This window comes from Streptomyces sp. NBC_01006 (assembly GCF_045162725.1).
GTDB lineage: Bacteria > Actinomycetota > Actinomycetes > Streptomycetales > Streptomycetaceae > Streptomyces.
Genome location: NZ_CP108700.1, coordinates 1,602,694 through 1,618,139, shown reverse-complemented (window position 1 = coordinate 1,618,139; position 15,446 = coordinate 1,602,694). Strand labels below are relative to the sequence as shown.

12 protein-coding genes and 2 pseudogenes are annotated in these 15,446 nt (G+C 69.8%); 11 read left to right on the top strand and 3 right to left on the bottom strand.

What is annotated here, in order from left to right:
* Positions 1-13 precede the first annotated feature (13 nt).
* Positions 14-1,306 carry an MFS transporter gene (locus tag OG509_RS07270; protein ID WP_406181062.1) on the bottom strand — a complete coding sequence of 431 codons (1,293 nt, stop codon included), beginning with the start codon at positions 1,304-1,306 and terminating at the stop codon, positions 14-16.
* Positions 1,307-1,459: 153 nt separating this feature from the next.
* A complete protein-coding gene (locus OG509_RS07265; RefSeq protein WP_406181061.1) occupies positions 1,460-2,161 on the bottom strand; it encodes a 4'-phosphopantetheinyl transferase in 702 nt (233 codons plus the stop codon).
* Between the two features lie 255 nt (positions 2,162-2,416).
* Between OG509_RS07265 and OG509_RS07260 the strand changes: the two genes are divergently transcribed.
* The 4 genes from OG509_RS07260 to OG509_RS07245 all read left to right on the top strand — a co-directional run bounded on the left by OG509_RS07260 (position 2,417) and on the right by OG509_RS07245 (position 9,245).
* On the top strand, positions 2,417-3,856 hold the full coding sequence (locus tag OG509_RS07260) for an MFS transporter (RefSeq protein WP_406181059.1): 1,440 nt from the start codon (positions 2,417-2,419) through the stop codon (positions 3,854-3,856).
* A 10-nt stretch (positions 3,857-3,866) separates the two neighbouring features.
* A complete protein-coding gene (locus OG509_RS07255) occupies positions 3,867-5,342 on the top strand; it encodes a glycogen synthase (protein ID WP_406181058.1) in 1,476 nt (491 codons plus the stop codon).
* Positions 5,343-5,415: 73 nt separating this feature from the next.
* On the top strand, positions 5,416-6,525 hold the full coding sequence (locus OG509_RS07250) for an XdhC family protein (protein ID WP_406181057.1): 1,110 nt from the start codon (positions 5,416-5,418) through the stop codon (positions 6,523-6,525).
* 164 nt (positions 6,526-6,689) lie between these two features.
* On the top strand, positions 6,690-9,245 hold the full coding sequence (locus OG509_RS07245) for an alpha-amylase family glycosyl hydrolase (protein ID WP_406181055.1): 2,556 nt from the start codon (positions 6,690-6,692) through the stop codon (positions 9,243-9,245).
* A gap of 67 nt (positions 9,246-9,312) precedes the next feature.
* On the opposite strand, the pseudogene OG509_RS07240 reads toward OG509_RS07245, so the two are convergent.
* A pseudogene (locus tag OG509_RS07240) lies at positions 9,313-9,426 on the bottom strand (IS701 family transposase); the annotation flags it as partial.
* Between the two features lie 658 nt (positions 9,427-10,084).
* Here OG509_RS07240 and OG509_RS07235 point away from each other — a divergent pair.
* From OG509_RS07235 to OG509_RS07205, 7 genes and pseudogenes are all read left to right on the top strand, one after another.
* Positions 10,085-10,213 (top strand): annotated as a pseudogene (locus tag OG509_RS07235) (IS701 family transposase); the annotation flags it as partial.
* Positions 10,194-10,682, top strand: coding sequence for an integrase (locus tag OG509_RS07230; protein ID WP_406181053.1), 489 nt, complete (start codon positions 10,194-10,196; stop codon positions 10,680-10,682). The pseudogene OG509_RS07235 and the gene OG509_RS07230, both read left to right, overlap by 20 nt.
* Before the next feature lie 54 nt (positions 10,683-10,736).
* On the top strand, positions 10,737-11,576 hold the full coding sequence (locus tag OG509_RS07225; protein ID WP_406181051.1) for a HipA family kinase: 840 nt from the start codon (positions 10,737-10,739) through the stop codon (positions 11,574-11,576).
* Complete coding sequence (locus OG509_RS07220; RefSeq protein WP_030158369.1) at positions 11,573-11,956, top strand: DUF3037 domain-containing protein; 384 nt, start codon at positions 11,573-11,575, stop codon at positions 11,954-11,956. The genes OG509_RS07225 and OG509_RS07220 overlap by 4 nt, the downstream gene beginning before the upstream one ends.
* 179 nt (positions 11,957-12,135) lie before the next feature.
* Positions 12,136-12,897, top strand: a complete 762-nt coding sequence (gene fabG, locus OG509_RS07215; RefSeq protein WP_053688861.1) for a 3-oxoacyl-ACP reductase FabG — start codon at positions 12,136-12,138, stop codon at positions 12,895-12,897.
* A 19-nt stretch (positions 12,898-12,916) separates the two neighbouring features.
* Positions 12,917-13,690 carry an SDR family oxidoreductase gene (locus OG509_RS07210; RefSeq protein WP_406181048.1) on the top strand — a complete coding sequence of 258 codons (774 nt, stop codon included), beginning with the start codon at positions 12,917-12,919 and terminating at the stop codon, positions 13,688-13,690.
* Between the two features lie 152 nt (positions 13,691-13,842).
* On the top strand, positions 13,843-15,426 hold the full coding sequence (locus OG509_RS07205; RefSeq protein ID WP_406181046.1) for an ABC transporter substrate-binding protein: 1,584 nt from the start codon (positions 13,843-13,845) through the stop codon (positions 15,424-15,426).
* Positions 15,427-15,446 lie beyond the last annotated feature (20 nt).

The window sequence follows — 15,446 nt, the reverse complement described above, 5'->3', positions numbered from 1 at the left end:
CTCCGGCCCGCGGCTACCCGCCCGTGCGGACCACGCTCTCGTCACCGGTCCCGCTCCCGGGCCGGGGCGCGGGCTTCGCGAGCGAGGCGATCGGTGCCGTGCGCACGGCACGCCGGGTCGAGGTGAGTACCGCCAGACAGAGCATCCACAGGGAAAGCAGCAGGACGACCCGCTCGGTGCCCAGCACGGTGATCAGCGTGCCGCTGAGCGCCGAACCGATGGCCAGGGCGCTCATGGTCAAGGTGGACTCCGTGCTGCTGACCCGGCCGCGCAGCTCGTCCGGGGTGATCGCGAGCCGGTAGGTGGAGATCGCCACCATGTAAACGGGGGCGACCAGCGATTCGAGCGCCGCGACGAGCCCCAGGGTGGTCGGATTGGGGGCGATCGCGTACAGGGGGAAACCGAGCGCCTCCAGCCACAGCATCGTCACGGCGATACGGCCGAGCGGATAGCGCTTGACGACGCGGTCCGAGACGAGGGCACCGAGCAGCGCGCCTACAGCGGCACCGCTGAAGATCACACCGATCTCCACCGCGGACGCCCCGGCCTCCTGCGCCAGGACGACGATGACCAGGTAGCCGGCGCCGTAGCGGACGCTGTCGGCGGCGCTCACCAAGGTCAGGAACCGGATCACCGGCTGGTGCCACACCCAGCTCAGCCCCTCGCGGATCTCCGCCGTCAGGCGCGGACGTGGCCCGGTGCGCCGCTCCTCCTGGAAGTCACCCCGTATGAGCCGCAGGCTCAGGGCCGACACGGCGAAGGACACGGCGTTCACGGCGAACGGAAGGACACGGCTGAGGGAGTAGAGCGCGCCGGCGGCCACCGCCCCGAAGACCCGGATCGTGTTGTGGACGGTCTCGCTGTACCCGAGCGCGCCCGACAGCTGTTCGCGCCCCACCACATTAGGCAGGGCGGCGCTGTTGGCCGACAGGAAGAGAGTGCTGAGCAGGCCGTTGAGCGCGGCGACCCCGTAAAGGTGCGGCAGCGTCAGGCTGTCCGTGGCGAGTGCCACCACCACGGAACCGACGAGGACCGCACGGCCCGCTTCGCACCAGATCATGGTGACCTTGCGGTTCCAGCGATCTGCCAGGGCCCCTGCGATCAGGCCGAACAGCAGGAACGATGCCGTGCCCAGCCCGGTGACGAGCCCCGCCTGCGTCGCCGATCCGGAGACCGCCAGCACGATCAACGGGAGGGCGAAGAACTGGGCCTGGTCGCCCACGAACGAGATGACCTGCCCGCCCAACAGCAGACGGAAGTCCCGGTTGCGCCAGAGGGAGGGGGTGCCGGGACCTGATTCGGCCATGGTGCGCCTTTCGGAGTCGGGGACTACGGCCGGTGACCGTAGTCGAGTGGCGGACAGGCCGACAAGGCGCGCTCCCGGGCGCTGTGTTGAGCGGTCTGTTCAACTGCGGCGGCGCCGCGGTTGGACGGTGTCCGGCCATGGCCCTCGGGGCGTTCAGTACCGCGGGGGAGCGGAGCCCGGCCGCGACCGGGCAGGCCATCGTGCGCTCGTCACCGAGGTGACCACCAGCCCCCTGCCGACCAGCCAGCGCCCCGCGAACCCCGACGGGCCCGCTTCCGTGACGGCCGGCAACACCCGCACCGCGAAGGTGCCGTCCGCCCGCAGGTCGACCTCCGCGTCCTGGAAGCCGAGCCAGGCACGAGTGAGCGGGAACCACGCCTTGTAGACGGACTCCTTGGCGCTGAACAGCACGGTGTCCCAGCAGATGCGCGGAGCTTCCCGGCGCAGCACCGTGAGGCGTGCGCTTTCCGCGTCGACCGCGATCTCCTTGCCCACCCGCGCCGGCAGCGGCCGGTGCGGTTCGGCGTCGATACCGAGCACGGCCAGATCATCCGCCCGGGCCACCGCAGCGGCCCGGAATCCCACGCAGTGCGTGATGCTGCCGATCACCCCGGCCGGCCAGGCGGGCGCGCGCTGCTCGTCCCTGGGTACCGGCGTCGGCGGCAGCCCGAGACCCGACAGCGCCCGGCGGGCACAGCCGCGACCGGTGGTGAACTCCCGCCGTCTGCCTTCGGCCGACCGGGCGACCGCCGAAGCCTCCTCCGGGAAGAGCGGGTATGCCGTGTCGTCGTCGTACGCCTCCGCCGAGGCCGTGCACGCGGGAAGGATCTTCTGGAGCAAGGAGAGCCGTTCCATGGTCAGGCCATGCTCGGTGACCCGGCCGGAACAAGCCAAGTGACTGTCCGTCGGGACGTCGGTCACCGACTTGCCGGGAACAGGCGGAGGCCGTTGAAATGATGCGCCGAGGCCGAGCCCAGCGGTCCTCCCCATGGTGCGCCACCTCCGCCGGGAGCTGCTCGCACCGGGTACCTGCCCTGCCCTTCCCGGTGTTCCACGTGACCCCGACCTGCCCGCCGTGGCTCTGCTGCGCCCTACTCCAAGAGGACTCATGTGTCGCTGACAGACAAACCGAGCGTCCCCACGGGGGCCGCGTCGCCGCCCGGCAGCACCGTGAACCGCAGCGCCGTGCTGGCCCTATTGGTGAGCAGCCACTTCATGCTCAACCTGGACTCCGCGATCGTCGAAGTGGCGCTGCCCGCCCTCAAGGAAGGGCTTGGTTTCGGCCTTTCGGACCTGTCTTGGGTGGCCAACGCCTACATCCTCACGTTCGGTGGTTTCCTCCTGCTCGGCGGGCGACTGGGAGACACCCTGGGCAGCCGCCGCGTCTTCACGGGCGGCCTCACGCTGTTCGCACTCGCCTCGCTGCTCGGCGGCCTCGCCTCCGAGCCGGAGCTGATCATCACGGCCCGCGCGGTCCAGGGCCTGGCCGCCGCCGTCATCTCGCCGACCGCACTCTCGCTGCTCGTGCAGGTCTTTCCCAGCGGTACGGCCGAGGAGCGGGCCCGGCGCGGCAAGGCGCTCGGGACGCTCGGTGCCGTCGCTGCGACCGGCGGCTCGGTGGGCTACTTCCTCGGCGGTGTCCTCACCGAAACACTCGGATGGCAGTCGACGTTCCTCGTCAACGTGCCGGTCGCGGCCGCAGCTGCGGCCTGGGCCCGGCGGCTGCTGCCCGCGGACGGCCCGCGGCCCGCGCGGCTCCGCATCGACCTGGGCAGCGCACTCACCGGCTGCGCCGGTATGACGCTTCTCGTGTACGCCCTGGTGGAGGCCGGCCCCACCGGACTGCTCTCCGCACGAACCCTGGGCCTCGGGGGGCTCTCGCTCGGCCTGCTCTGCTGGTTCGTCGTACGCCAGCGCCGCAGCCTCGACCCACTTTTCCCTCTGAGGGTGCTGCGGCACCGTGCCGTTCGCGGGGCCAACGCGGTCGCGGCCCTCGTCAACATGGCCATCGGCCCGGTCATCTTCTTCCTCAGTCTCTACATACAGCAAGTACTCGACTACTCACCGTCCGCGGCCGGTCTGGCGATTCTGCCCATAGTCCTGTCCATCACCGCGGCCTCCGCCCTGGCCGGCCGGCTCCTCAACGTCCACAGCCCGCGGGCCGTGATCATCACCGGCCTCCTGCTCTTCGCCGTGGGGCTCGTCTGGCTCGGCCGGATCTCCGGCCAGTCCTACTGGTTCGAGGTGCTCGGACCCGAGTGCCTGGTCGGCTTCGGCGGTGGCCTCGTCTTCGTCACCTTCACCGCCTGCGGCACGAGTGGTCCGGACGAGCGTGATGCCGGTTCAGCCTCGGCCGTACTCACCACCTCCCAGAAGGTCGGCAGCGCGTTCGGCCTCGCAGTGCTCACCGGCATCGCCGGGGTCGGCCCGAGATCCGGCGACGTGTCGTCCGGGGCCGGCTACGGCGCGGCGATCCTCGCAGCCGCGGTCCCCGTCCTCGTGGCCGTCGTGGTGAGCACGCGCTGGATACCCAACCGAACAGAACAATGAGGCGGTTCCCTTGAAGTGTCTCTTCATCACACAGGAGTACGCTCCGCTCTTCGCCGAGGGCGGACTGGGACTCGCCAGCAGTGCCCTGCCGGCGGCGCTCCAACGCTGGCACGGCATCGAGCACGACCTCGTCCTGCCCTATTACCCCTGGCTCGTGGAGCGCCACGGTCTGCGGACCGAGGAAGTGTGCCGGATCCCGGAGATCGAGATCGCCGGCCGGCGCGCCTCAGCCACGATCCTGCGGCTGCGCGACCACGACGCCCCGTGCACCATCCATCTCGTGCGCTGCGACGCCTGGTACGACCGAGGCGCAATCTACTGCGACGACGACTACCACCCCTTCGCCGACGAAGCCGAACGCGCCGCGTTCTTCGGTCACTGCGTTGCCGAGTGGGTCGAGCGCGACGGACGGACGTACGATCTCGTCCACGCCAACGACTGGCAGTCGGGTGCCGCCCTGGCCGGCTTGCGGGCCCGGGATCCGGAGCTGCCCACGTTGCTGACCGTCCACAACGGCATGTACCAGGGCAGACTGAAGGAACACTCGCTGGACCGGCTCGCCCTGTCCGACGATTCGGTCCGGATCCTGGCGGCGGCCGGTGGCGACGATCCGAGCATGCTTCTGCTCGGTCTGCTGCACGCCGACACCGTCGCCACCTGCAGCCCGGGCTACGCCCGCGAGATGGCCACGGCTTTCGCCGGCACCCCGGTGGGTGCCGCCCTGGCGAGTGCACGCACCCGCGGCATCGTGTTCGGCGTCGACGCCGACGTGTGGGACTCGGCCGCGGCCGGCCGGCTCACCGTCCCGTTCGAGCCGCACTCCGCCGAGGACGGCAAGCGCCGCAACAAGGCCGCTCTCCAGCGCCGTACGGGACTCCGTGTGGACGGAGACGTTCCGGTCCTCGGTGTGTGCTCACGGCTCGTACCGGAGAAGGGCACCGACCTGCTCCTGGAGGGCCTCGCTCCGCTGCTGCGCGAGGGCGAGGTGCAGCTGGCTCTGGCAGGTCCGGCCGCCGTCGAACTCCGGCCGCTGCTGCGGAGGGTGGTGGAGGAGTCGGCCGGCTCGGTCGCGTACCTGCCCGAGTTCGACCAGGACTGGGCATGGCTGATCTACGCGGGCTCCGACTTCACGGTCATGCCCTCGCGAACCGAACCCTGCGGTCTCAACCAGCTCATCTCCTACCGCTACGGGACCCTGCCCCTGGTCAGCCCTGTCGGTGGGCTCTCCGACACCGTGACCGACCTGCGGACCGATCCCAGCCGCGGGAGCGGGATGTTCATCCCTGAACTGACGCCCGAGAGCGTGCGGGGCACGGTCCTCGACGCCATGCGCTGGCGCGCCGGGCAGCCCGGCGAACTGGCCGCGGCGCGGCAGCGGGTGATGCGCCAGGACTGGTCGTGGGGGAACACCGCGGACGGGTTCGCCCAGCTCTACCGAGAGACAGCGGCGCGGCGAGGACGGCTGGTGTCCTCGGCGGCCGAGTGAGCAGGGCCCCTGGCCGCCGTGCACCACCGGTTCCCACGCCATCCGTCACCCCGATCCCGGAAAGGTGGGCAACATGCTGGACCTCGCTCGCGAACTGCGCCGATGGCGGGCGGAGGGACGGGAGCTGGCCGTGGCCACGGTCATCGCGACGAAGGGCAGCGCACCCCGGCTGCCGGGCGCGGCCATGGCAGTCGACCGCGAGGGCGCGGTGATCGGCTCGGTCTCCGGCGGCTGCGTGGAGGGTGCCGTCTACGAGCTGTGCCGGCAGGCGATCACGGACGGGCAGCGAGTCGTCGAGAGCTTCGGCTACAGCGACGACGAGGCCTTGGCCGCGGGGCTCACCTGCGGCGGTGTCATCGACATCCTGGTCACGCCGGTGGGCCCGCGGGCCACACCGGTCCTAGACGCCGCACTGGACGCCGTGGCGAGGGACCTTCCCGTCGCGCTGGTCCGCGTGGTGGCCGGCCCTGACGTACCGAGTGGCGCCATCCTCGCCGTGTCGGCCGACGGGACGTACCGCGGATCGCTCGGTGGACGCGCCGCGTGGGACCGGGCCGTGGCGGGTGAGGCCGCCGGGTGGCTGGCGGCCGACCGGACCGGCCTGATCCGGCGTGAGGTGGAGGGCACCACGATCACCCTCTTCGTCGAGACGTCCACCAGCGCGCCGCGTCTCATCGTGTTCGGGGCGACGGACGTCGCGGGCGCCCTGATACGGATCGGGGCGCAACTGGGGTACCGGACCACGCTGTGCGACGCACGCCCGGTGTTCGCGACCCCGGAGCGCTTCCCGGAGGCGGACGAGGTGGTGGTGGCCTGGCCCCATGTCTATCTGGCGACCACCGGGGTGGACGAACGGACAGCAGTGTGCGTCCTGACGCACGACCCGAAGTTCGACCTCCCGCTCCTGGAGGCCGCCCTTCGGCTGCCCGTGGCGTATGTGGGGGCCATGGGTTCCCGACGTACCCACGAGGAGCGCATGGCACGGCTGCGCGAAGCCGGCGTCGAGGAGCCGGCGCTGGCCCGGCTCCGCTCCCCGGTGGGCCTGCACCTCGGCGCACGGACCCCGGCGGAGACCGCCGTGTCCATCGCCGCAGAGATCCTCGCCGCCCGTTACGGCGGCACGGGCGTCCCGCTCACCGGCTCCTCCGCGCTCCTCCACGCAGGCCGTGAGGAACCTGCGTGAGCCGAGCACCAGGGACGACGTGGGCGAGGAGAAGCCGACGCAGACGCGCCCCCGCAGCACCGCACCCCCCCGCACCGCCTGATTCCGAGCTCTTGATCCGACCGTTAGGGAGCCCTCGCGTGACCCTGTTGTCCGTCTCGCCCGCCGCTTCGAGAAGGTCCCGCGTGAGCAACGTGCTGCTCGCGGCCGGACTTGTCGCCTCCCTGCTGTCCGCGGCGCCCGCCGCGGCAGCGCTGCCCGCCTGCTCGTCACCGCCTTCGGACCGGGAACTCGCTTCCGGTGCTACGCGTCACGATCTCTCCCGGGAGCAGCTCTACTTCGTACTCCCCGACCGCTTCGCCAACGGCGACAGGGCCAACGACACGGGGGGCCTCCCCGGCGGGCGGACCGACAACGGGCTCGACCCCACGAGCAAGTACTACTACCACGGTGGCGATCTGCCCGGAGTGATCGACAGGCTGGACTACATCCAGCGACTGGGCACCACGGCGATCTGGCTGGCGCCCGTCTTCAAGAACAAGCCGGTGCAGGGTGCGGAGCCCTGGGCGTCGGCCGGCTACCACGGCTACTGGGTCACCGACTTTACCCAAGTGGACCCGCACTTCGGCACCGAAGCCCAGCTCAAGGAGCTGATAGCCAAGGCGCACTCCAGGGGTATCAAGGTCTTCCTCGACATCATCACCAACCACACGGCGGACGTCATCGACTACGCGGAACGCGCCGACGGCTACCGATCGTCGGGGGCCTTCCCCACCCTGGACAAGGAGGGCAGGCCCGTCGACCTCACCGCGATCGCGAATCAGAACGTGGCCCGGGGCGGCTACTCCTGGCCCGACCTGACCGTGGACTCATTCCCGTACACGCCGGTCTTCCGTACCCCCTCAGACGCCACCGTCAAGTCTCCGTCCTGGCTGAACGACCCGACGCTCTACCACAACCGCGGGAACTCGACCTTCGAGGGCGAGTCTTCCGTGGAAGGAGACTTCTTCGGCCTCGACGACCTCGCGACACAGAACCCGAGGGTGGTGAAGGGATTCGAGGAGGTCTATCAGGACTGGATCACCAGAACGGGGCTCGACGGCTACCGGATCGACACCGCGAAGCACGTCGACATGGCCTTCTGGCGGCAGTGGGCGCCTGCCGTGAAGAGCCACGCGACGCGCCGGGGAAACGCGGACTTCTTCATGTTCGGCGAGGTCTCCTCCGCCGATCCCGCGGTCACCTCTCCCTACGTCACCGACGGGAAGCTGCAGGCCACCCTGGACTTCCCGTTCCAGAGCGCGGCTCGCTCGTACGTGTCCCAGGGCGGCTCGGCCCGCGCCCTTGCCGATCTGTACGCACAGGACTACCGCTACACCACCGCCCGTACGAACGCCTACGGGCTGCCGACCTTTCTCGGCAACCACGACATGGGACGCTTCGGCGGATTCCTGCGGACCGACAACCCAGGAGCCGGTCCGGCCGACCTGCTGAGCAAGGACCGGCTGGGCCACGACCTGCTGTTCCTGACTCGGGGCCAGCCGACGGTCTACTACGGTGACGAACAGGGATTCACGGGAGCGGGCGGGGACGTCGATGCCCGGCAGGACCTGTTCGCCTCCAAGACGGATTCGTTCAACACGGACGAGGTGATCGGCGGCAGCCCGGGCTCCGCGGACCGGTACGATCCGACCGCCCCGCTCTACCGGCACATCGCCGGACTGGCCGAGCTGCGCCGGAACCATCCGGCGCTCGCCGACGGAGCCCAGATCGAGCGGTACGCGGCCGACGGTCCGGGTGTCTACGCGTTCTCCCGGATCGACGCCGGACAGCGGATCGAATACGTCGTCGCCGTCAACAACTCGCCCGAGGCGAAGAGCGTCTCGCTCGACACCTTCTCGGCCGGCATGGAGTTCGGGCAGCTGTACCCGGCGGCGGGGTCCCGGAAGACCAGCGCGGCCGACCGGAAGCTCACCCTCACCGTCCCGCCGCTCTCGTCCGTGGTCTACAAGGCGGCTGACAGGGTCGCGGGGGCGGCCGCTTCCCCCCGGCTCACCATGCGGACGCCGGCGGACGGCTCGACCGGCACGGTCACCATCGCCGCGGACGTGGCCGGCGGGGGGTTCGATCAGGTCTTCTTCGCCGCCCGGGTCGGCAACGGGACCTGGCAGAAGCTCGGAGCCGCCGACAACGGCAGCTACAAGATCACCCATGACGTCGGCGGCGTCCCGCGAGGCACCAGAGTCTGCTACAAGGCCGTGGTCAAAGACCCCGAGGGCCGCTTGCGGTCCACCACCGGAAGCTTCACCACAGGTGTGGCCACCTCGCAGGCCCCGCCGGCGGCCACGCCTGCCTCCGGCGCCTCTCCTTCCCCGGGCATCGACGCCACAGCGGTGCACTGGATCGACCAGGAGACCGTCGCCTGGAAGACCGGGCAACTGCCCTCAGGCGCCTCCGCCCAGCTGGTCTACGACCCCTCCGGTCGGCTGCGAGTGGAGCACGGGGCCCTGAACAAGCCCGGCTACTGGATCCGGCTCGGGCCCGAACCCGGCGGACTCACCCCTGAACAGCTCGCAAGGTACCCGCACCTGCAGGGCTATTCCGCCTTCAAGGTCGACCGACGGGACCTCTCGCGCGCCGGCCTCGCGAGGCGCAGCCAGCTGTTGGCGACCCAGCACGCGTCCGACGGCACGCTGCTCAGCGCCTCTGGCGTGACGATCCCCACCAGGCCGCGGCCCTAGTACGCCGGCAGGATTTCGCTGTCTGACCTGCGGGTTTCGTTGGGCGGCTGGAGTGTAGCGGGCGGTGCTGGAGACCGTCGGGAGTTGCATGGCCGGCCTGCTCGGCCAGTTGCCAGCTGTTCTTGCGGGCCACCGGGGCGAGCAGTCCGCGTACGTAATCGCGCATCCGGCGGCGCAGTTCTCCAAGACCCGCGGCCCCAGACGCCTGCGTGCCCGCGTGAACGAAGACCCGGCCGGCAGCGCGTCGCCGGACTTATTGTCGCGGATCCCACATTTCTCCGGCACTTCACCGACAAGCTCCGGCGTCACCCAACGGGTCACCACACCCAGTCGCACATGATCGGACAACCCCACCCACGGATGCATGCCCGGCCCAACGATCACGCTCCTCCAACGTCACCGCGAACTGCTTGACCAGTTCGAGCAACCCGACCCTGGCCGGCATGTCACGCTCCGCCTTCGACCGTCCGGTCGCTGTCTCGGAACCGTACTGGGATTCCTTGGCCGACGCGGCATTCCAGCGACGCTTACACCGCCCGCGGAGCTACCTCCACCCGTAGGTCAGCAGCCTCGACCACTACCACCGCCTGCTGACAGCCCTGTTACGCCGCCGCAGAGCCGCTACCAGCACACTTCTGGCGCAGCTCCTGAACGTCACCCGCACCAACCTGTCCAACCCAGTTCCAAGACGGTCACGGCCTCCTGGACCTGCACCGCGTTGTGGTCACTCCGCTACCAGGAACCTCAGCCCGGACCCTCGCCCAACTACAAGCCCGCCTACCGTCACGCGAGGACACCTGCACAGATCAACTCTGACAGTTATTCAGCTACGAGCCCCAGGCCGCACCGAGAACTGCCGGGCCGGTGTCTTCGCCGCCTACGCCACCACAGCCGGCCGCGCTCTGGTGGACCGGGAGCTCGACCTGCCCAAGTCCTGGACCGACGACCGTGACCGCTGTCGCGCGGCGACAGCACGCTGCTGTGGAGGTGGGGCTGCCATCGGGCGAGCCGGGGAAGCCGCCGAAGAAGTTCTCTTTGCTGCTCACCACGAGGTTCGGAAATGCCATCGCGGTGAACACCTTCAACACGTACGTGTGGAAGCCTGAGCTGGCTCGGGTTGGGGTGATCCCCGCGCAAGCCAAAGGAGCGAAGCCCTGGCAGTGGGAGGCGGTGCACGGGGACGGATTCCATGTCCTGAGGCACACCTACACCTCGGTCGTTCTGGAGGCAGGCGAGTCAGTGGTGACGTTGGCGCGGTGGCTGGGGCACTCGTCCCCGATGATCACGCTCAACCACTATGCTCACTTCACGCCTGAGGCCGGCGGCAAGGGACGCCGGGCCATCGACGGGCTGCTGGGGGAGCGGGGGATCGGGCTGTTGGCCAGAACTCCCCAGATTCTCCCCAGGGCTGATGGGCGGTCTTCGCGGGATGGGTAGAGACTTGACCCGGGCCTTGGATCGTAAAGTGCGATCGCCAGATAACCTGGGGAAATGCTCACAGAAGTGACCGCGACCCGCTATGTGACGCCCTTGCGTGAGGGCGGCTCGCTCCCCGGGATCGTCGAGGCCGACGACCTCGGGACCTACGTCATGAAATTTACCGGAGCCGGTCAGGGGCGCAAGACCCTGGTCGCCGAAGTCGTCTGCGGGCGCCTGGCCCAGCGCCTCGGCCTGCGGGTCCCGCGGCTGGTGCAGATGCAGCTCGACCCCGTGATCGGGCTCGGCGAGCCCGACCAGGAGGTCCAGGAGCTGCTGAAGGCCAGCGGCGGGCTCAACCTCGGGATGGACTACCTGCCCGGGTCGATCGGCTTCGACCCGCTCGCGTACCAGGTGGACCCGGCCGAGGCGGGGCGCGTGGTCTGGTTCGACGCGCTGATCAACAACGTCGACCGTTCCTGGCGCAACCCGAACATGCTGGTCTGGCACGGGGACCTGTGGCTCATCGACCACGGCGCCACCATGATCTGGCACCACAACTGGCCCACCGCCGAAAGCGCCGCGGCCAAGCCGTACAACGCCTCCGACCATGTCCTGGCCCCCTTCGGCCCGGACGTCACGGCCGCCGCGGCCGCGCTCGCGCCCCTGGTGACGCGCGAACTCCTCGAAGAGGTCGTCGCCGACGTGCCCGACGAGTGGCTGGTCGACGAGCCCGGCTTCGACTCCACCGGCGCGCTGCGCCGCGCCTACGTGGACGTGCTGCTGCCGCGCGCGGCCACGATCCACGAGAGGATCTCGATGGAGGCCGAGGTGAAGCCCGGGTCGGGTCCCCCCGGCTGGCTCGCCGACCGCCTCGACCCCCGCCCCCGGAAGAACAAGAGCGACAGCGAGTGACCAAGCGGGACGTGTTCGAGTACGCGCTGGTGCGCGTGGTGCCCCGGATGGAGCGCGGCGAGTGCTTCAACGCCGGCGTGATCGTCTACTGCCGGGCCCGCTCGTACGTGGCCGCGCGCACCCACCTGGACGAGGCCAAGCTCCTCGCCCTGGACCCGAAGGCCGACGTGGCGGGCGTACGGGCGGCGCTGCGTGCCGTGGAGGGCGTGTGCAGCGGCGGTGAGCGGGCCGGACAGGCGGCCGGCGACGACGCGGGCCGCCGGTTCCGCTGGCTGATCGCCCCGCGCAGCACGGTGGTGCAGCCCGGGCCGGTGCACACCGGCCTGACGGCCGACCCGGAGGCCGAGGTGGAACGGCTGCTCGACCTGCTGGTCCGCTGATCGTACGGCCGTCCGCGGGGTGATCCGTACGGCGGCCGCCACGACCTGGGGAGCCTTGGCGGCGGCGGCCGTTGACACCGGGTGCCAGGGCTCCTAGCGTCTCCTCAGCTGAGGCTACTAAGCGGTTGCTCACCAATGGGGAGCCGCTGATGAGGATTCCGAGGGCGAGGAGATCCACCATGTCCACCACCGAGCAGCGCGTCGCGATCGTGACCGGGGCGGCCCGGGGCATCGGCGCGGCCACCGCCGTGCGCCTGGCCGCCGAGGGCCGGGCCGTCGCCGTACTCGATCTCGACGAGGCGGCCTGCAAGGACACCGTCGAGGCGATCACGGCGGCAGGCGGCAAGGCCCTGGCGGTCGGCTGCGACGTCAGCGACGCGGCGCAGGTGGAGGCGGCCGTCGAGCGCGTCGCGAGCGTCCTGGGCGCGCCGACCATCCTGGTCAACAACGCGGGCGTGCTGCGCGACAACCTGCTCTTCAAGATGAGCGAGAACGACTGGGACACCGTCATGAACGTCCACCTGCGCGGTGCGTTCCTGATGTCGAAGGCCTGTCAGAAGTACATGGTGGAGGCCAAGTTCGGCCGCATCGTCAACCTCTCCAGCAGCTCGGCGCTGGGCAACCGCGGCCAGGTCAACTACTCCGCCGCCAAGGCCGGTCTGCAGGGCTTCACCAAGACGCTGGCCATCGAGCTCGGCAAGTTCGGCGTCACCGCCAACGCGGTCGCGCCCGGCTTCATCGTCACGGAGATGACCGCCCAGACGGCCGCGCGCGTGGGCATGGGCTTCGAGGACTTCCAGGCCGCCGCGGCCACCCAGATCCCCGTCCAGCGCGTCGGCCGCCCGGACGACATCGCCAATGCGATCGCGTTCTTCACGGGCGAGGCCGCCGGCTTCGTCTCCGGCCAGGTCATGTACGTGGCCGGCGGCCCGCTCAACTGACGAGAGGCAGGCGCAGGTCATGGCGGACAACAGCACGGAGCGGGCAGCGGACAGCGGCAAGGTCGCGCTGATCACCGGAGGCAGCCGGGGCATCGGCTACGGCATCGCCGAGGCGCTCGTCGCCCGCGGCGACCGGGTGTGCATCACCGGGCGCAACGAGGACGCCCTCAAGGCGGCCGTCGAGGCGCTCGGCGCGGACCGGGTGATGGGCGTGGCCGGCAAGGCGCACGACGAGGACCACCAGGCCGTCGCGGTCGAGCGGACGATGGAGGCCTTCGGGCGCGTCGACTTCCTGATCAACAACGCGGGCACCAACCCGGTCTTCGGTCCGATGGCGGACCTGGACCTCGGCGTCGCGCGCAAGGTCTTCGAGACCAACGTGATCTCGGCGCTCGGGTTCGCCCAGCGGACCTGGCACGCCTGGCAGAAGGACAACGGAGGCGCGATCGTGAACATCGCGTCCATCGCCGGCGTCTCCGCCTCGCCCTTCATCGGCGCGTACGGGATGAGCAAGGCCGCCATGGTCAACCTCACCCTCCAGCTCGCCCACGAGATGGCGCCCGGGGTCCGGGTCAACGCGATCGCCCCCGCGGTGGTCAAGACGAAGTTCGCCCAGGCGCTCTACGAGGGCCGGGAGCAGGAGGCCGCTGCTGCCTATCCGCTCGGCCGGCTGGGACTGCCGCAGGACATCGGCGGGGCCGCGGCTTTTCTTACATCTGCACAAGCGGAATGGATCACTGGCCAAACTCTGATCGTTGACGGAGGAATGTTCCTCAATGCCGGGGTGCACTGATCGATAATCGGACGCATTTGCCTCCCAGAGGGAGGCAAATGCGTACCTAACATGCACGAAATCGGTCAAGTGTCACATGAAACCTGCCCATTGGATTTGTGAGGCACTGCGGTAGGGTCTGCCGCACCCCTGGCTGATCGAGGAGCGTGCACGTGTTCATCCGGACCAGATGCCTGCAGATCACTGCAGCCCTTGCGTCCATATCCCTGCTCGCCGGATGCGGTCTGCTTTCGGACGACAGCAGCGACACCGCGAAGAGAATCGTCGTCGGCACGACGAGCGCGCCGAGCACCCTCGATCCCGCCGCGGCCTGGGACGGCTCCTGGGAGCTGTACCGGAACGTCTACCAGACCCTGCTGGCATTCCCGACGGGCTCCACCAAGCCCCAGCCCGACGCCGCCCAGACCTGCGAGTTCACGGATTCCGGGAACGAGTCGTACCGCTGCACCCTGAAGAAGGGCCTGAAGTTCTCCGACGGGGAGCCGCTCGACGCCAAGGCGGTCAAGCACTCGCTCGACCGGATCCGGACGATCAACTCCCAGACCGGTCCGAAGGACCTCTTCGGCAGCCTGGACAAGATCGAGACCCCGGACGCGCTGACGGTCGTCTTCCACCTGAAGACCCCGGACGCCACCTTCCCCTTCGTCCTCGGCTCGCCGGCCGCCTCACTGGTCGCGCCCAAGGACTACCCGGCCGACAAGGTGCGCGAGGACGGCAAGATCACCGGCTCCGGCCCGTTCGTGCTCGACTCGTACAAGGAGGGCAGCGAGGCGGTCCTCGGCAAGAACGCGTCCTACAGCGGCTTCGCGAACCGGCGTAACGACGGCGTGACGATCCGCTACTTCGCGGACTCCACCAAGATGGTCGCCGCGCTCAAGGCCAAGGAGATCGACGCCACCTACCGCGGTCTGTCGGCCCCCGAGATCAAGGACCTGCAGACCCCCGCCTCGCACAACGCGGGCGTCCAGGTCGTCGAGAACGTCGGCGCCGAGATCCGCTACCTGGTCTTCAACCCCAAGGACCCGCAGGTCGCCAAGTTGCCGGTGCGCCAGGCCATCGCCCAGATCGTCGACCGCGGCGCGATCGTCTCCAAGGTCTACCAGGGCACCGCCGAACCGCTGTACTCGATGGTCCCCAAGGGTGTCGTGGGCCACAAGACGCCCTTCTACGACAAGTACGGCCAGGCGGACGTCAAGAAGGCCCAGAAGATCCTCAAGGACGCCGGGGTCCCCACGCCCGTGGACCTGACCTTCTGGTACACCACCGACCGCTACGGCGCCTCCACCGCCGACGAGTTCACCGAGCTCAAGCGCCAGCTGGACGAGAGCGGCCTCTTCAGGGTCACGCTGCGCGGCCAGCCCTGGAAGGTGTTCCAGGTCGGCTACAAGAACGGCGAGTACCCGGTCTTCGGCCGAGGCTGGTTCCCCGACTTCCCGGACCCGGACAACTTCATCGCGCCGTTCATCGGCAAGGAGAACGCGGTCGGCACCCCGTACGAGCCCAACGAGATCCTCACCGACCTGCTGCCCAAGTCCCGCCGCGAGAGCGACCGCTCGGCCGGCGTCCACGAGTTCGAGCAGGCCCAGCAGATCTTCGCCGAGGACGTCCGGCTGCTGCCGCTGTGGCAGGGCAAGCTGTACGTCGCCGCCCGCGAGGACATCGCCGGCGCCGAGCGGGCGCTCGACCCGCAGACCGCCATGCAGATGTGGGAGCTGTACCGCAAGACCAGCTGGTAGCCGCGGCGCCGGCCGCAGTC